Raw genomic sequence first — 19,468 nt, forward strand, 5'->3', positions numbered from 1 at the left:
TCAAACTCTCCAAATTGGTGTTTGACTTGCTCAATACTTAACTAGCTATTTTAAAACATTATCGGATCGACGTGATCCATTTGTTCAGTTTTCAAAGAACTTGTTTGTCACATTTTGTCGTGACAAGAAATCATATTATCATCTTCATTCGACGCTGTCAACAGTTTGTTTCACATTTGTTTGTGTGTCATTCCGTTGTATATCGTGTGTCTCAGAAGCGACAAGAAATAATATATCACTTACGCAAACGGATTACAAGTTGAAAAATTTTACAAATAGCGACTTTATTTTAGGTTATATTTCTTGCTTTACTGCACATCCGCCTACAGGGTTCGAAATACGAATAATAGATGCCTTTTTATCCGTTTAGAGCTACCGCTCTCCTCCAAACAAAATGAACAGGAAAATATCCCGCTAACCTGCCGTTGTTTACGCGAACAAACGAATAGAAAAAGAAAACGAGCCTTTAGAATCGCTTCTAAGGCTCGTTTAAATTTCGGGGATCAATAAGACTCCCCTAATATCTTACTTATTCCAAGAGCTTGCTTACGCTAAGCAGTTGTTTCGCCTAACAGGCGCAGCAGCTCGGCTTCTTCTTCAATAACGGTAATGCCTAGATCCCGCGCCTTCGTCAGCTTACTTCCCGCGCTTTCGCCTGCGATGACGAAGTCGGTTTTTTTGGAGACGCTGCCTGAAATCTTGGCGCCGCACGCCTCGAGCAGCTTGGCTGCTTCGTCTCGGGACATCGTTGGCAGCGTACCGGTTAGAACGACGGTCTTCCCGCTGAATACACTGTCATTTCTCGCAACCAGCTGCTGCTCGGCTTCCGCTTTTACGCCCAGTTCGCGCATTCTGGCAATGCTCGCGATAATAATCGGATCATTAAAAAATCCAACGATGCTCTCGGCGACAATGCCACCGATATCAGGAAGGGCAACAAGCTCCTCGGCCTCCGCCTGCATAATGGCATCCAAATTCCCGTAGTGGTCAGCAAGCATTTTCGTAGTCGCTTTGCCTGTATTCGGAATGCCAAGCGCGAACAAGAACGACGAAAGCTCCCGGTCCTTGGATTTCTCGAAAGCCGCGATCAGCTTAAGCGCCTTTTTCTCGCCGAACCGTTCGAGCTTAATAAGGTCATCATACGTTAAGGCATACAAATCCGCAGGATCGCGCACTTCACAGTCCTTGTACAGCTGATCAGCCGTCATCACGCTGAACGTATCGATATCCATCGCATCCCGCGATGCAAAATGCGTAATGCGGCCAATAATTTGCGGCTGGCAGCCCAGCTTGTTATTGCAGAACAAATGCGCGCCGCGTTGTTCAAGCTCCGTGCCGCATGACGGACAAACCGTCGGGAACTCGATTTCCACGCCCGGCTCCTCATCTGCCTTGCCCAATATTTCTGGAATAACATCATTCGAGCGGCGGATCGTAACGAGCGTGCCCAAAGCATGCTTTAGGTTTTTGCGCTCGATGTCGCCGATATTGTTGAGCGTGCAGTTTTGAACGGTAACGCCTGCAAGCTCTACAGCCTCGACGCGGGCGACCGGCGTTATTTTCCCCGTACGGCCAACCTCCCACGATACCGATTCAAGCACGGTCGTCGTTTCTTCCGCTTCGAACTTAAAGGCAACCGCCCAGCGGGGAAACTTATCCGTGTAGCCCAGCGCTTCACGCGTGCGCATATCGACAACTTTAATTACCGCGCCATCTATCAGGAAATCAAGGTGCTCGCGCTGCTCCGTGACGCGAACCAGCTCTTCTTGCACCTCTTCGATCGTATTCTGATAGGTCACGTAAGGGTTCACCTTAAACCGGTTATCCTTCAGAAACTGCTGCATCTCGCGATGATCAGCGAAGGCTACCCCGTCGGCGTAACCTATATTGTAGAAGAATGCATTCAGCTTCCGCTCGGCCGTAACCCGCGGATTTAGATTGCGAAGTGCTCCCGCTGCTGCATTTCGCGCATTTTTAAGAGGCTCCGCCGCAGTTTCGTTGTATTTGGCAAGCACCGACAATTGCATAATGCCTTCGCCCTGCACCTCGATAATGCCATCGTTAAAAGGAATCGTGAGCGGCACCGAACGAATCGTGCGCACCTGCTGCAAAATACCCTCCCCAACCGTGCCGTTTCCGCGAGTCGCCGCTTGCACAAGCTGACCGTCCTCATAGGTTAGATTCAGCGTCAGGCCGTCAAACTTCAACTCAACCACATAGGTTGGCTGAGGCAGCGGCTCTTCATCCGGATTTTTCGCATTGTAATCCGCAACCGCTTTGAGCAGCCTCGTATTCCATGCGATCAGATCTTCGACATTTTGCGCTTTGTCCAGACTCCACAGCCGGGCGCGATGCTTATAAGGCTCAAAGCCTTTGAGCAGGTCTCCGCCTACGCGCTGAGTCGGCGATTCAGGTAAAATGGTGCCAGACTCGGCTTCGAGTGCTACGAGCTCGTCGTATAGCTTGTCGTAATCAGCGTCATCAATGGTAGGCTGATCAAGCGTGTAGTAGCGATAATTATGCTCGGTAATGATCGCAACAAGCTGTTGCATCCTCTCTAATTGAGCGTTCACGGGAGGCTCCTCCTTCTAATCGTCCAAAATAGCTGATCTTGTTTACACCTTCGTTATTGGCGCAAAGCCGGCAAGCAATCGCTTGATCCCGACAGGCGCCGGGAACGCGATATTAAGCTCCATGTCCTTGCCCGTCCCTTTGACGGAGACAATGACACCAATGCCCCACTTGCCATGCGATACTCTCTCGCCAGTGGCAAAGGTTCCAGGCGCGGCATCGCCTGCCGCGCCGCTGCTCTGTGCCGCCCGAGCGGCTTCCTGCAGCGGCGTGCTCACCCGCACGCCGCCTCTGCCGCCCATAGCGGCTGGGCCCGTTCCCCCCATGCCTGGGGAACGGCCGCCTGCGCCAGACGCGCCGCCAGCCGGCCCGCGCCCTGCAATGCTGCGGCTTCCGCCGCCCTGCGCCGCTGCGCCGGTACCGCCTGTGACGCTGACGCCGCCACTGCGCGCGCCGCCGGAGCCTGCACGCGAGTAGCCGCCGCTGCCGCTAGAAGCGCCTTCTCTCACGCTCTCCGGTATTTCCTGCAAGAAGCGCGACGGCAAGTTGCTATTGGTGCGCCCAAACAAAGTACGCATCCGAGCGCAAGTCAGATAAAGCCGCTTCTCCGCGCGGGTTATGCCCACGTAAGCTAGGCGGCGTTCCTCTTCGAGCTCCTCATTGTCCGCAAGCGCACGGCTATGAGGGAACACACTCTCCTCCATGCCGATGATAAAGACGACCGGGAACTCAAGCCCCTTCGCGCTGTGCATCGTCATCAACGTGATGGCATCCTTGTTCTTCTCCGCTTCTTCTTCCTCTTTGTTCAAGGAATCAATGTCGGCGATCAAAGCAAGGTCCGTCAGAAACGCGACTAGCGTCCTATCTTCATTGCGCTTCTCAAAATCCATCGTAACCGACAAGAACTCGTCGATATTTTCAAGGCGTGCCTTCGACTCCAGCGTATTCTCCTGGTGCAGCTCCATCCGGTACTGCGACAGCTCAAGCACCTTCTCGGTAAGCTCGGTCACCGATAAATATTCAACCATTCGCGTAAGGTTGTCGATCATGTCATAAAACTCGCGCAGCAGCGTGCGCGTTCTTCCGTTTACTTCAACCTCGCCGAGATTGTTCAAGACGCGGAAAATCGATGTGCCCCGTCTTGCCGCTTCATCCGCAAGCTTCCCAACGGTCGTATCCCCGATGCCCCGCTTCGGCACGTTGATGATGCGCACCAAGCTGATGTCGTCATCCGGATTGGAAACGAGCTTCAAATAGCCGAGCAAATCCTTAATCTCTTTGCGGTCGTAGAACTTTATGCCGCCCACGATTTGATAAGGGATATCGGATTTGATCAAAATTTCCTCGATTACCCGCGACTGCGCATTCGTACGATACAATATCGCATGATCGGCAAATTTATAGCTTTTATTCACGTTTTTACGAATTTCCCCGGTTACGAAATAACCTTCGTCATGCTCCGTATCCGCTTGATAGAGAGAAATGAGATCGCCGGCGCCTTGATCCGTCCACAGCTTCTTCGGTTTTCTGCCCGTATTGAGCTTAATAACCGCATTCGCCGCATCCAGAATGTTGGCTGTTGAACGATAGTTCTGCTCCAGCATGATCGTCCGCGCTTCGGGATAATCGCCTTCAAAATTCAAAATGTTCGTAATGTCGGCACCGCGCCACCGGTAGATCGACTGATCGCTGTCGCCCACTACGCATATATTATGATGCTTATCAGCAAGCATGCGCGTCAGCATATACTGCGCCCTGTTCGTATCCTGATACTCATCGACGTGAATGTAGCGGAACTTGTTCTGATAGAACTCAAGCACCTCAGGTACATCCTTAAACAATTGAATCGTCATCATAATGAGATCATCGAAGTCCAGCGAATTGTTGCTTCTTAGCTTCTTCTGGTATTTCGTAAACACCTGGGCAACGATGCCCTCAAAATAATCGCCGACCTTCTGCTCATATTGCTCAGGCGAGACCAGCTCGTTTTTTGCTCCGCTGATGGCGGCTTGAACGGCTTTTGGCTCAAACTTCTTCGTATCGATGTTCATGTCCTTCATGCAGCCGCGAATGACCGACAGCTGGTCCGAGGAATCCAATATGGAGAAGCTTGATGTAAAACCGATCCGGTCAATATCTCTGCGGAGAACCCTTACGCACATCGAGTGGAAGGTGGATACCCAAATATCCCGTCCAGAGGGTCCCACGAGCGCACTCACCCGGTCCTGCATTTCCCGTGACGCTTTATTCGTAAAGGTGATGGCCAAAATGCTCCATGGCGCCACACGCTTCTTCTCTATTAAGTAAGCAATACGATGTGTCAGCACGCGCGTCTTGCCGCTTCCCGCTCCAGCCATAATAAGCAGCGGTCCGTCAGTCGTCTGAACGGCTTCCCGCTGCGGCGGATTCAGCTTCTGCACCGCTTGCTCGATACTAATATAATTCAACATGCTCCGACTCCTTTGTTCGCATATGTTCGCCTCTTCCCAGTGTAGACAACGGCCACTCCTGTGTCAATTTGAGATATTAGGAATGCAAGCTTCCTTTTGCCAGAACAAAACGGCCAAACGAGTAAGCCATGCGAGCAGCAATTCATCTTAATTAAAAGTGCGCCGTCACGCTTAACCATGTTTCAGCTGCGCGTAAAGCTGCTCGTACAGCTCTTTCGTTCGGATTTCCGGCTCGATTCTCAGATCCTTGCGGACCAGCTCCTCAAAAGATTCATAATAGCGCTGAAGCGCCGTTCTGTCTCTAAGCTTCTCGTAAGCCAGCAGCATATGGCGGCAAATCTCATCGGAGTAGGGCTCTCTCTCCTGCAGCTCGCTCAGCCGTAGCACCGCCTGAAACCCTCTTCCGCTTGCCAGCTCATAGGACGCTACGCCGATAACCACCTGCATATGTAACCGCCGCAGCTGCTCGCGCCTTGCAACGGCCCATACGCAATCAAGCTCCTCCAGGTAATCCCCTCGATAAAGGGAGAGCAAACCTTCGTAATATTTCATGTTTTGTTCGGTGATAACCGGCTGATCGGTCACCTTCTCGAACAGCTCCGTATCCATAATAAGATTCTCAATCGTTAGCCGGTAGCTGTTGCGCTCAAACTCCACTTTAATATTGGGCTTCCAATCCTTAAGCAGCTTGCGGACTTGATATATGGAAGTATGTAAATGATTAATTGCTTTATCCAGCGTATAGTCCGACCACAACGTTTCGATAATTTGATTTTTGTCCAGCCATTTCCCTTTGTGGTGGAGCAAGTAGGCAAACAGCTCATGCGACTTTAAGGTTCTCCATTTAAAAGGCTCCATCCGATCAGGCGAGCTGCGCAGCACAAGCTTGCCAAGGCTAAGGATTTGAGCCTCGCCATCCTGAGCTGCCGGGTGAACCGCCTTCGATTCATGGCGATCCATATCGGCGGCAATTCGATCAACCGTCTTCGCTAACCGAGCCGGATATACCGGCTTTAGCAAATAATCGAAGGCATGGACTTCAAAGGCTTCGACCGCATATTCAGAGAAAGCTGTCACGAACACAATCGTGATGGAGCTATCCAGCTGCTGAATATACTCCGCGGCCTCCAAGCCGTTTATATCAGGCATTTCAATATCCAGAAATACGATATCCGCTCTCTCTTGCGCGAGATGCAGCATGCCCTCCGCAAGCGACGTGAATTTGCCTCTGACATCGAGGCGGCCATCCGCCAGCAGCAGACGCTCAAGCTGAAGCAGTGCTGGATATTCATCATCGATAAGAACCACTTTCACATTAAGTCACTCCTTACGCCTACCGTCGAACGCCCGGCGATTTTAGCTCTAGAAATCGTAAAGCTCACTGTTGTTCCTTCGCCTTCACGGCTTAGCACATGCAGCCCCTTGCCATAGAAAGTGAGCAGCCGCTGATTAATATTGCGAAGCCCTACCCCTCTCCGGCCTTCTGCCGTACCTGCCAGCACCGCAGCTGCCTTCTCACGCGACATGCCGACTCCGTCATCCGATACGGAGATCACAAGCTCGCTCTCGCTCTCCTGAACCGCAATCGTAACCGTTCCGCCGTATGATTTTCTCATAATGCCGTGCCTTATCGCATTTTCAACAAGCGGCTGGATGCTAAGCGGCGGAATAAACGTATACATTTCCTTGCCCAGCTCGTAACGGATCACGAGCCGATCCTCGAATCTGGCATGCTCAAGCGTTAAATAGGATTTGACCAGCTCCAGCTCCTGATGCAAGGGAACAAGCCGGTCCCGGTTATGGAAGTCAAAGCTCCCGCGCAAAAATTGGCTCAGCTCCATCAGCAGCAGCGACGCCTTCTCTGGGTTGTCCGGGCAGATGGCAATTACCGTATTAAGTGCATTATACAAAAAATGCGGCTTGATTTGCGCTTGCAAAAACGCCATTTCCGACTGGATAGCCTGCTGTACAGACTGCTTCAGCTGAATCAGCGTCCGCACGCGCGCGCGCAATTCCTTCGCCTCCATCGGCTTGCCCAAAAAATCGTTGATGCCTGCGCGAAAAGCCTTCTCCATATCATCCGGATAGCTTCTTGCCGTAAGCAGCAAAACGGGCAGCTCTGACAGGAGATATCTCTCCCTGATCAAACGTGTCAGCTCGATACCGGACATGCCCGGCATCATCCAATCGGCAATGACGAGATCGATATTCGAGTTGTTTCTGATCTCCGACAAAGCCTCTTCACCGCTGCTCAGCGCAATGACTTGATAGCGCTCGACAGACAGCAGGTTGTGCAGCACCTGCAAATTAACGGGGTCATCGTCAACGATCATAATGATGCCGCCGCTCGCCTGTTCCTCATCGCGGGACATTCCTTCGGCAGCCGCTGCCGCGCTCTCCATCATGCCAGAATCAGCTATCGGCTTAACGGATAGATAAGGAGCTGGGTCGGCAGCCTTCTCGTTAACAGCTATAGGCGATGTGAAATGGATTGCCGTTCCGATTTCCCGTTTCGGCTCCAGCCATATGCGCCCGCCGCCCAGCTCAACGAGCTTTTTGGCAATGCCAAGCCCAAAGCCTGACCCTTTATTAGAAGAAACCTCGTAATCCGCATTCCGATTATCGCTGTGGAACACATCCTCGAGCCGCTCTACATGCATGCCAATGCCCGTATCGGCTACCGTAATCACTGCTTTATCTTCCATAATGGCAGCAGAGATTCGAATTTCACCTTCTTGCGTAAACTTCACCGCATTGCCAATCAAGTTGTACAGCACCTGCACGAGCCGGTCCTCATCCGCATAGAGCAGTGGCAGATCAGCCGGCCATTCCTGGATGAAACGAATATTTTTGCTGCCAGCCGTATGTTTGACTACCTCAATTACCGACTCGGCAGCCGTAGGAAGATGAACAGGCCGGAATTTAAGTTTGATGTTGCCGTTCTTGAGACTGGAAAAGTCGAGAATATCGTGAATAAGGGAAGAGAGCCTTTTGCCTGTGGACGCGATCATCGCGATATGGCGCGACTGCTCCTCCGTAACGCTGCCTGCCGCTCCTTCGATGAGAGAGTCAGCCATATTAATGATCCCATGCAGCGGCGTTCGCAGCTCATGCGAGGTGTTCGCCAAAAATTCATCCTTCAGCCCATCGAGAGTAAGCAGCCTGCGTGAGAGCTCCTCGACCTCTTTATACGAATCAGCAAATCGGCTGGCCATCATCATCGCCTGCATAATGACAAAAAAGAGCATTTCATATGAAATGATTGACGAGGTATCCAAAATACCAAAATACATAAGCGCTTGAAGCACGATGACAAGGAGAAGGCTCAAAATGCTAAGCGATTCGAAAATGATATTGGTAGAGGTGCGAATCAGGCTTCTCAGCATGTTGAACAATACGAACAGCACTGTGCAAAAAAGAGGTACCACGCTAACTTGATCCATGGAGGATAGCAGATTAGTCGGCAAAACAATCGAGCATACGAGCAGCACGATCAATACGACTTTCAGCATGCGCAGCATTTTTGTGCGAGTAACCGGCGTGAACGATACTACAGAAGTATATAAGAGCAAAAAATAATAGATAAAGAGCGATGAGATTGCCTGTATTTTCAAGATAACGCCGTAAGTCAGCCAAGGCACAGCCTCGGCGAGCAGCTTCTCTCCATGCGTCAATACAAACAAACAGCAAGCTAAGCACATCAAGCCCAGATGCAGAAGCGAATGCTCTTTCCGCAGCTTGCGGTAGAACAGCAGCAGGTATACGGCAGGTATGATAAAGCCTATCGCCGATATCAGATCTTGAAGCACGCGCCACTCCCGATTTTGCAGGACGGCTTGCTGCTTGCCGAAGGAGATCGGAATAATGATCCCTCCTGATGCGTAATCGTAATTGGCAACCTGCACAATAATTTCTACCCATTCGCCAGTCACTGGTGCAAATCCTACATAGGGCACATTATTTTGCACGAACGTATCCTTCGATTCGGAGGGGACGCCGCTCGCGCCCGCCTCACGGCCGTTTATATAAATCCGATTCGCCATCCGAACGTTCCCTGTATGTATTCCGTACAACACATCTGCTTCCTCTTTGATGCGAATAACCATCCGATATGTGCCATACCCATGGGAGCCTGAAAACTCCTCGCTCTTCATCATGTCATTCCAAGCATTTGGCACCACAGCAAGGACAGCCGTATCAGGCAGCGGAGATGCCGGCACCAACAGCTGATTGCGGTAAAACTCCCATTCGCCTTTTAACGGCACGACGCCATCCTCGGCAAAATTCCATTCTCTCAAATCCATTTGTCCGTTCTTGGCCTCAGGCATATGTAAGCCGGCTGCTATCATTTGAACGATAAAGCAAACTGGAAGCACCAATCCAAGCAATACACTGGCTGCAAGTGACAGCTTTCGCCCATCCATATCCCTTCCTCCATTCTTCATTTCATCATAACTGCAACTGCATAATTCTAGCAATAAACGAAAAAAAAGAAGATGAATGCTGCTTTCGCACACTCATCTTCTTATCAGCTCGCTGACATTCCGATATGAGAACCGAGCCTTCTTTATCGAAGCAGCCTCTTTCGGCCATTTTCTAAGTTTTCATTAATTGCCGCAGGTCGCTGGCAGCAATGACGAGATGGATATTGTTCATCGTCCGCAGCGAGCCCGAAATGATGCCCGCCAGCCGCCCTTGCTCATCAATGGCCGGTCCGCCGGACATTCCGCTTGCTACCTGCGCGGATACGAGAACACGGTCTCTGCCGTTAATTTCCGCTTGAGGGTTATTGACGATTCCCTCTGTAATAATAGGCGTGTTTTTGAGCGGGTAGCCAATTGCAAATATACGCTCGCCATGCTTTAACGCAGCTTCTTTAATGAGCAGCATGCTGTAGAGCTTTATTTTCCCCTTGCTATCCACTCGCGCAGGCAGCTTCAGCAGCGCTGCATCGGTAAGCTCGTCGTAACGAAGCAGCTTGACCCCTTTCAAAGCGCTGCCGTCGGCTAGAATAGCTTCTAGCCGCGCAGCATCCTTTACAACATGATAGGCGGTTGCCGCCTCTCCGTCCGCCGAAATGACAGCCCCGCTGCCAACTGCCAGCACGGTGCCGTCGCTTCGCAGCGCCCGCAGATAAAATACGGCATCGCCCGCATTTTCATAAATGCCTTCGGCATTCTGGATGGCTGGCGTCTGCGCACCCGCTCCCGTAAACAAAACGATGCAAGACAATAGCGATACCACGATGCATGCCAGTAAGAGTTTGGATTGGATCGTCCGTTTCATGTTAAGCATCACTCCTCTTAGCCTACTTCAATGCAGCCGACATGATATCGCCATAAGCCCAGTGGGAAGGCGACAAATCGTTATAATGCATGTCTGACTCGCTTTGCTTGCGAGCGCCAATGACACGGTTGATTAGGACAACCGCCTGCGCTCTCGAAATTTCATCGTTCGGCTTGAACGTCCCATTCGGGAAGCCTTGAACGTAACCTGCTGCCACAAAGGCATTAATGTATTTTTCTGACCAGTGGCCTTTCACATCAGAGAGCGACGCCGCCCCTTGCTTCGTGACCGAAAGCTTCAGCACTCTGGACATGATGACAACAAATTCAGCTCTCGTAAGTCCGCGCTCGCCTTGGAAGGTGCCGTTCGGATATCCTTCTACGATACCAGCCGAGTTGAAGAAGGATACCAGTGCCTCTTCGCTGGCACGCACGTCGCTGAACAGACTGCCCACGCTAACGTCCTCTTTATCAAGCAGCAATGAAAGTGACTTCATAAGCTCATATCTAGTAAGTGCCGCATTAGGCTTGAACGCTCCACTCTCATAACCCGCCATATATGGGGTGCTTGCGGCATCGCGCTTCAAATCGTACTTGGCATTCTCTACCTCGTAATGAATCGTCACGACCTGATCGTTCTTATCGGTAATCGCTTTGATCGTCATCTTGCCGGTAACCAGAATCGGCCCCTTGTATCGCAGGCTCTTCGTTGTTGGCAAACTGCCGTCAGTCGTGTAGTAAATGATTTGATCCGCTGGCGCTGACAATACAAGCTTGCTGTTGCGCGCTACGATGATTGGCGCATCCGACTCCGGGTCTGCTGCTTTCTGTCCAACAACAGCCGAAATCTCAGGCGCTGTTACGACCGGCGGAACAAATCCGCCGCCGCCGAAGCCGCCGCCCGCATTCGGTTTCTTCGTCCACAAGCCGGAAAAGATCATACTATTCTCCTTCTCGCTAAATACCGTCATTGCTTTTATCGTCGTCGTTTCCGTCAAAACAATCGGTTCGATATAGAGCAGGGAATACTCATCCGGCTCGCTGCCGTCCACTGTGTAGTAGATGCGTCCGTCAAGCTCCTCCGTTGCCAGCTTAACCGTCACCTTATCGGTAAAGTTCGTTTCGCCAGAAACAACCGTAGGTGCAAGCGCCGTTTCCGCATAAGGAATCGCTGCCGCATTTACAACGATCGTGCGCGCTTTGCCATTAATGGAGGCGGTTATCGCCGCGCTGCCCGTTGTGCTTAAGGAGCCCTTGACCTTGCCGGAAGCCGTTGTGATTAGCGCCTCCCCCGCCTTAGCGGTCCATTTCACCGAGCTATCCGCAGTCAAATCAAAGCTTGTCTTGATTTTGTTCACGGAATCACGCTCGTTCAAAAGGATTGCCGCCGTGCTGAGCGCAGTAGCATCATGGCCGTTAAAGGCTGACAGGCGCGGATAGAAGCCGGCTGCCGCCTTCCATTTCGCAGCTCCAAGCTGTGCTGGAAGCTTCGTTGTAACAAGCTCCGCCGCCAGCAAGCCTGATGCTTCGGAAGCTTGTCCCGCTGCGCTTTTGCCTGACGCATCATGGTAAGCGAAATTTGCCTTCAGCATTTGTTTATTGAACAGGTTCTGAATAAGCGCTGCCGCATTGTTCTTCTGGCCGGCTATGCCGCCGAAGAAGGTTTTGCCCTTCACCAGCTTGCCGCCAACGGAGGCAACGATTTCGCCTGTATTTAATGAATGGCTGATCGTTCCTGACGAAGCTAGCCCAGCAATGCCGCCTGCCCGCGCTTCTTCCGTGCCCTCTGCCGCTACACGGCCTGCATTATAGGTATTGTCGATCTCCCCTTGCTGAAGACCGGCTATTCCGCCTGCTGCCGCCTGTTTGGAAGCAGAACGAATGTCCGCGTAAGAGAACGATTCGGTTATCGAAGCGCCTGCTTTGTTATGGCCGGCTATTCCGCCTGCTGCGGTCACTTTCTCAGCGCCTACGCTGCTGATCGTTCCGCTTGCATACGTGGTTGCGATTCGCCCCTCGTTCACGCCGACTACGCCGCCGACATTGCCTTGTCCGCTGACCGTTCCGCTGACCGAAACATCTTCAATCGTTCCGCCAGCTCTATTGATGCCGGCTGCGGTCCCTGTGCTCTCGCCGCCCTCTACGCTTGCTTCAGCAAACGTGAGATGATGAATTTTTCCTTCATTTTCGCTAATGAAGCCTGCTGCCCCGGCATCGCCTGCCGTTAGCTTCAAGCCCGATATCGAATGGCCCTGTCCATCCAGCTCGCCTGCGAACCGATTAATAGGCACCCACTTCCGGTTGTTCAGCGCAATATCGGACGCCAGCGTGATTTTCGCCAAATTCAGCTTGGCCGTTGCCGCTCTGTTGTACAAACGGTAATAATCGAGTCCCGTATCGTTATACAGAAGCACGACTCCTGCAAGCTGCTTGGCATTCGTTACGACAGCCTCCGTCGTTCCCTGATTCGAGAGGAATGTCGTATCCACATCAAAGCTCCAGTCGCTAAGTCCAAGCCCTGCTGTCAAATCCTTCGGAGTTAGTCCCTCCGCAGCTCCAATATTGCGGCCGATTGGTGCGAGAGCACCCTTGTACGAGGATTGCTCGGCCTTTCCGTCTCTGAAGTTGTAGCCGATAAACGACCCTTTATACACGTTCGCGCCGCTAGCTTTAACAGCGATATCGGATACATCGGCGTATACGCTCTTTAATGTTCCGTCGTTATAGCCTGCGAAGCCGCCGGTATAAGAGATAGTTGCAGCGTTGATACCCGATGTCTGAATGCTGCCCAGCACCGCGTATGCCTTGCTAATAACCGCTTGTCTCTCAACAGCGCCTGCGAAGCCGCCGCTTCGCGTATCGAAGCCGGCATTTTGCACATTGCCGGACGCGTACGCATCGCTAATGGAGTAATGGTCCACTGATCCCGCGAAGCCGCCGACATAGGCGCCCGTTAGACCAGTTACATTCAAGCTTCCCGTAGCGTACGCCCACTGAATGAGTCCCGTGCGGTTGTCGGAATCGCCAAGCAATCCGGCGAAGCCGCCCGCGTAAATCGTGTTATCCGGGTTGATGCAATTAATTTCGATTGGAACATTGGAGGTCGAATTCGTTATGCGGGTATAATCACCCGATCCCACGAAGCCGCCTACCTGCGATGCCGGAACAACGCCTGGCTGCGTAACGGCGCTGCCGACTGCTATTTTCTCGCCATTTGGCGAAACTGCTTTTGTATAATGGATTTCGCCGCCGGCAGATAATCCGGCGATTCCTCCAATATGATAAACGCTACCTTTATCCGCTTGGATGCCGTTCTGAGCCTCCGAGCTAACAATGATGCCATCATTAAAGCCGGTCAAGCCGCCAATCGCGACGGTTTTCCCGCCGCTCACCGCAATGGTCGAGGCCGCCTTCGATTGGTAGATAGAAGCCGTGCTGTTTTTACCGGCAATTCCTCCTACGAATAGATCAGCGCCTTGAGCCGATTCGGTCGATTGGATCGAACCGCCCTGAGCCATCGCATCATAAACGCCATGATAAAGCGGAATCAGTCTTCCGAAGTCGAACGCTTTATCCCGATCAGAGGAGTTGCTGATGCCAACGATACCGCCAATGGCGCTTTCTCCCGACTTTGCGGCAAAAACGATATTCGGAACAACGTCTGCCTTTAAAATAATCGTGTTTTGCGATAAGCCGGCAATACCGCCAGCCGTTACGTTTTCTCCCGCAGCCGTTATGTTCGCTTGGGAGGACAGATTAGTGATTGCCGTATCTGCGAGCTTCCCGGCAATGCCGCCTATAATGGCAGAGCTGCTGTCAGCCGGCGTAACAAGCACTGCTTGCTTGATAGAGAGGTCCTCCATATCGAAGCTGCTGCTTGCGCTGCCGAGCTTCGAACCGACAATGCCGCCTAGCGTGCTTTTGCCAACTAAATGCGGACCTTCACCGGCACCCGTCACCCTTAAATGACGGAGTGTGCTTCCCGCATCGGAGCGTCCGATGATTCCGCCAAGGATAGAGGCGTTGCCCGCCGCTTCCAGCTTGCCGTGCTCGAAGGCTGCTGTCATATTTTCCGCAGCACCCGTTACGTGGTTGCCGATGACGCCGCCTACTATGCTGTTATCACCCGTAGCATATATGCTTGCTGCTGCTTGTAGGTTCATGCTCAGCTTGCCTGCATCGCCGGTTTGCCTGCCGACCATGCCGCCGACAATGGCGTCAGCTGCCGCGCTTCCTATAGAGCCGCCTTGGATACGAATCGTATGCTCTGCAAAAACAGAAGCATTGTCGCCCACGATACCGCCAACTACAGGCTGGGCTCCTTTTCCTTCTATCCCGCTTCCGTCTGCAATCGACAGGGACAATGCAGCGATATTTCCCGTATTTTTGCCAATGATGCCGCCTACTGTACCGCCGCTTACGCCCGCGCCGTTAAGCAGCTTGACGCTAACTTGAGAGACAGCCCCTTTGTTAAGTCCGGCAAGCACGCCTGTGTATCTGCCTCCATCAATCGATTCTGGCTCAATGACCACATGGCCGAGAACTCCGTTTGTACCGATGACCCCGAACAAGCCGGAATAATCTTGGCTAGGCAAAATAGTCAGTCCGTCAATCAGATGCTCGCCGCCATCAAAGGTACCTTCAAAAGCAAGCGCCTCGCTGCTGCCGATCGGCATCCACTGCGTGGACTGAATATGAATCGGATTGACGATCCGAATCGTTCTGTCTTGGAAATCGAACCGTTCAAGACCCGGAATGGTACCGTTGACGATAGCCGCAAGTCCAGCCAGCTCCGCTTCCGTTCCGATGTCGAAGGCAACGGCATCCTTATCCAGCATGTACCATCTAATATTCGCATTGACGTCGTTGCCGCCGCCACCGCCGCCGTTATTCGCGCTGCGATTCAGCTCCGGATATTTGTAGCTGGCATTTGGCGAGCCGTATTTCCACGCTTCGACAAAGTCCCAGCCCGACAGCGCCGGGAAAACGCTCCGGTCGCGAAGCGTCGCCTCAAGTATCGTGCTCAGCCTAGCATGCACATTAAGAAAGCGATGATTGCCGTCTGCAAAATCCGGCAAATCCTTATTAATTTGACGGTCCTCGTCCTTCACATAATAGGACTTGTACAGCAATTCCTTGCTCGCATTGTCATACCGTCCGGCAAAACCGCCTGCAAAAGCGCCATTAGTGCCCGATACCGGTACGGAGGAGTAGCTCGTAAATATTTTGCCGCCCGTAATGCGTCCAATGAAGCCTCCGGCGAAGGAGTTTGCGTTAGTCGCTTTTACTTCTTTGCCCGTGTAGGAATCCGTAATCGTTCCTGCCGTCTGCTCGCCTACCAAACCGCCTACATTGGTGTAGACGCCTGTGCCCGTTACATTCGCAACGCTGTAGGACTTCGTAATGTCACCGCTGTTCCGTCCTGCCAGTCCGCCCAAAGCGACTGATTTCGACGAAGTTCCCTCCGATTGGCCCGTAACATCGATGTCAACGTAAGAAGCCGTGATGCGGCCCGCATTGTCGCCGACCAATCCGCCAGCCAACGCATTTTTACCTTTAATGGTGAGGTTCGCATTGGAATAGGTATAGTATAAAGTTCCTTTTGATTGATTCAGGCCTACAAATCCGCCAACCGTTGCATTCATCCCCGTAGATAGCACCGGTGTTTTATCGGAGATGTTGTTATTGGCAATCAAGCTGCGATTCTCGCCAACCCAGCCGCCGGTAACAGCGGAAGGAGCCGCAACGCTAACCTTGCCGACAAATCGGCTTTTTTGAATCGTGCTAGGTGCCGCTGCCGGATCAGAGCCTGCATCCATCGCACGGGTGTCATTAAGCCCAACCAAGCCGCCCGCCGTTGAAAATGCTGCTTTATCGTTTACGGTTACGTTCAAGGTTTCTGCAAACACGTTCGTAATAATTGCGGTATCGGTGCTTCGGTTGTATCCCGCCACTCCGCCCACAACGGTATGCTCGCCGTTAATGATCAAATTGATCTTGCTTCCCACTAAACGATCAAGCAGCGTATCCTCGCTATAGCCGGCAATACCGCCGATATGGCCGTTTGCTGCCGCCGCCGTTGTGGAGACAACCACATTTTCCGTATTCGTCCGGACGGAATCGCCAATAATGGCTCCTTGTCCGATTCGTCCCACTATGCCGCCAGCTGCAACCTTGCTTCCTTTAACCGACAGCATCGCGTAATCGGGCACGACGGAATCGACTACCGGGTTATGAATTTCCGTCCGGCTGGCAAAACCCGCGATACCGCCAATATTGCTGTCCGCTGCCGCTGCCGTTATCATTGGCTCCGCAGCCGCTCGAACGGACGCATTGGCAATAATCGCCTTTGGCGCGTTGTTCTCCGAGTTAGAGCGTCCCACAATACCGCCTGCGGCCGCCTTCGTCCCGTTCGCAGCAATTGCGATATTAACCGCTTTATTATCGGTAAGCGCACCGGTATTGCGGCCTGCAATACCGCCAAGCTCATTATCCGATCCTGCCGCCGTTATCGTAACGTCCTCTGCCAAGCTAGCCGGAACCGCCCCGTGGTTCTCGCCGAAGAGGCCGCCGATATGCGCAGCGTCACCTTGCGCGTCCACCTTAATGGCGCGTGCGCTCAAGCTGCTTGCCGCACCTTCAAAGGCTGCATGATTGACGCCCGCAATGGCTCCTGCATGAACAGAAGCGGCTGGAACTTTAAATTCAGCGTTCTCGATTGTCACATTCACCTTCGGCGAGTAATTGACGCCGATCGCTCCGCCGACATTGCTCTCTGCCGCTTGAACGTTAAAGATCATTTGCTCCACAACGATAGGCGTTCCATCATCGCCGACAACGGCTTCAGCCGTTAATACGCCTGCTACCGCGCCCAAACTGTGGTTTTTCCTGCCTGCCTCGCTGATGAATCCCGTCTGCGTCACCTTGCTCGCCGCAATGGATAGAGCACCATCATTCGCACCTACGATGCCGCCTGCTGTAAACCGGTCCGCCCCGTCTGCCGCGTTGCTTGCAGCGACCTCGATTTGAACCGTATCCGCATGCGCCTCGTTTGCAGAGCCAACGATCGCGCTGTTGATTTCTCCCTGTGCTCTGCCTGCGACACCGCCTGCCGTGCCGCCCGCTGTTTTCACTTTAAGCGAGAGCTGCGTGACCTCGGCCCCTTGCACCGTTCCTTTCAACCTGCCTGCAATACCGCCTGCATAACCATCGGTAACGATTTGCGCAGGGCTGCTAACCGCATTGCCGGCGTACAGACCGGATAGGCTGCCGCCACTTACGACGCCCGCAATACCGCCCGTATACACCTCATCTCCGCCAGTCACGTCAAGCTTCCCTTGAAATGCGCTGTCGGTTATCACCCCGTTAACCAAGTAACCCACAATTCCGCCCGTTCGCACATTGTTGTCTACAGTCGGCGATGCCGCCGTGACCTTCAATTCCTTGGCGAATGCTGCGCCGGAAATCGTTCTGTCGCTGCCTTCCGACAAAGTGCCGATAAAGCCTCCAGTATAGAGCTTAGCCGTCCCGTTAACTTCGATATTGGCTGTGCTTTCAACATTAAGGCTTGGCTCGCCGGATAATTTCGCATACGCCCGGTTGGAGATGATTCCGCCGGTATAAACGCCTGTTCCGCCGTTTACCGTTATTTTGCCGCTGTTCGCATACTCGCCTGCCGCCGCGCCCTCAAATAACACGCGGCTGCCGCCATAGCCGATTAGTCCGCCGGTATACGCTTCATCCGGTTGGCCGTTGACTGTTATTTCGGCTGTATTTTGCGCGGCTCCGTCAAATCGCACATCGCCTGATACGCTGCCGATTAAACCGCCCGTGTACACATTAGCCGAACCGCTTGCCGTTACGCTTACTTGGCCAACATAGCTCTCAGCCCAATTAAAATCGCTCTGAATATAACCCGCGATGCCGCCGGTATATACGTTCGAGCCTCCGTTATTTTCGATCGGCCCGCTGTTTGAGAAATTCACATGATAAAGGTAGCTGCCTTGCTGCGCCGCGATCGCACCTATAAGCCCGCCAGCATAGGTGCCGTTCGCCGATTGCGCGTCTACTCTTACCGCTCCGCTGCTCGACGTGGATGCCGAGAACGTAATTTTGGAAGCCGCCTTGCCTGCAATGCCGCCCGCATAGCTGGCTGTTCCGCCCGTTGCCGTAACGTTTGCCTTATTGCTAATTGGCGTATCCTGCTCCTGCATCAGCAATTCGCCCGATGCATAACCGACGATACCGCCTGCATAAACTTCGGCGGCATTCGCATTGCCTGCTGCAATCGCACCCTCATTCGCCGTTTTCTTGATCAACAGGCCGCCATCGCTCGCACGTCCGGCGATGCCTCCTGTATAAACATACGAGCCTGCAGCGTCTACCGTAGAGAGATTGCTCGAATTCGAAATAGATCCCTCGCCCGAACCAACAATTCCTCCCGCGTAAACGTAGGTTCCCGCTCCGCTTACTTTAATAGGTATATGGTTAGTGATGTTAAACACCATGCTGTTATTAGCCATAGCGCCAACTGCCGCTCCCGCATACGTAGACTGCGTGACCGATACAAGCTCGATTGTTCCGCTTGCGAAGTCGAAGCCGCCAACCGTTCCGCCGTCCATCAAGCCGACGAGACCCGCATAGGTATTGTCCGCAGCTACGTTCATGCCCGTCAGCGTAAAGCTTTGCCCGCCCTCGGTCACGAGAGTGCCTCTAAACGGATTTAACGCCGTTCCGATCGGCTCCCATGTGTAAGCAGAAAGATCAAAATGGTTGTTGATTTCAAGAATTTTGCCGCTAAAGCCGTTGATCGCCTTGCCGTCTGGCGAAACGCCGTCATTGACCAGCTTGGCAATGCCCGCAAGCTTTTCGGGCGTATCAATTTTAAAAGTGTTGTAATCCTCGTTATACCAACTCACGTCCGCGTGCTCCGTCCAACGGTCCGAGCTTGCAGTCAGAATCGATACGCCGGCAAATACCGCAATTGCGATACTCAATACAGCAAATACAATCCGGTAGATTGATTTTTGCTTCACTGCCATTTCCACACCGCCTCAAATTAATGTTTGCAAAAAAAATCTATTGTTCCAGTCCGTTACGAACGAGATGACAGAGCAAATGTACCCACATAGGTCATTTCGACTTATGCGGGTACGATCTGTT

General features: G+C 52.6%; 6 protein-coding genes. All 6 read right to left on the reverse strand.

The annotated features are described in order from the left end of the window. Positions 1–551: 551 nt before the first annotated feature. Positions 552–2,552, reverse strand: coding sequence for an NAD-dependent DNA ligase LigA (gene ligA, locus A7975_RS24500; RefSeq protein WP_065387161.1), 2,001 nt, complete (start codon positions 2,550–2,552; stop codon positions 552–554). A 63-nt stretch (positions 2,553–2,615) separates the two neighbouring features. Next, positions 2,616–5,021, reverse strand: a complete 2,406-nt coding sequence (gene pcrA / locus A7975_RS24505; RefSeq protein ID WP_065386901.1) for a DNA helicase PcrA — start codon at positions 5,019–5,021, stop codon at positions 2,616–2,618. 171 nt (positions 5,022–5,192) lie between these two features. Next, positions 5,193–6,335, reverse strand: coding sequence for a response regulator (locus A7975_RS24510; protein WP_065386902.1), 1,143 nt, complete (start codon positions 6,333–6,335; stop codon positions 5,193–5,195). Continuing rightward, the gene (locus A7975_RS24515; protein ID WP_065386903.1) at positions 6,332–9,445 is read right to left on the reverse strand and encodes an ATP-binding protein; all 3,114 of its coding nucleotides are present in this window, start codon (positions 9,443–9,445) and stop codon (positions 6,332–6,334) included. The genes A7975_RS24510 and A7975_RS24515 overlap by 4 nt, the downstream gene beginning before the upstream one ends. A gap of 172 nt (positions 9,446–9,617) precedes the next feature. Further along, positions 9,618–10,307, reverse strand: a complete 690-nt coding sequence (locus tag A7975_RS24520; protein WP_065386904.1) for a S1 family peptidase — start codon at positions 10,305–10,307, stop codon at positions 9,618–9,620. Between the two features lie 22 nt (positions 10,308–10,329). After that, the gene (locus A7975_RS24525; protein WP_065386905.1) at positions 10,330–19,347 is read right to left on the reverse strand and encodes a chitobiase/beta-hexosaminidase C-terminal domain-containing protein; all 9,018 of its coding nucleotides are present in this window, start codon (positions 19,345–19,347) and stop codon (positions 10,330–10,332) included. Between the last annotated feature and the right edge of the window lie 121 nt (positions 19,348–19,468).

Origin of the sequence: Bacillus sp. FJAT-26390 (assembly GCF_001682865.1) — a bacterium.
Taxonomy (GTDB): Bacteria; Bacillota; Bacilli; order Paenibacillales; family Paenibacillaceae; genus Pristimantibacillus.

Bases quoted from the DNA above. Each gene is read 5' to 3' on its own strand.
- ligA (WP_065387161.1), bottom strand. From the start codon at position 2,552: ATGCAACAGCTTGTTGCGATCATTACCGAGCATAATTATCGCTACTAC.
- pcrA (WP_065386901.1), bottom strand. From the start codon at position 5,021: ATGTTGAATTATATTAGTATCGAGCAAGCGGTGCAGAAGCTGAATCCG.
- A7975_RS24515 (WP_065386903.1), bottom strand. From the start codon at position 9,445: ATGGATGGGCGAAAGCTGTCACTTGCAGCCAGTGTATTGCTTGGATTG.
- A7975_RS24520 (WP_065386904.1), bottom strand. From the start codon at position 10,307: ATGAAACGGACGATCCAATCCAAACTCTTACTGGCATGCATCGTGGTA.
- A7975_RS24525 (WP_065386905.1), bottom strand. From the start codon at position 19,347: ATGGCAGTGAAGCAAAAATCAATCTACCGGATTGTATTTGCTGTATTG.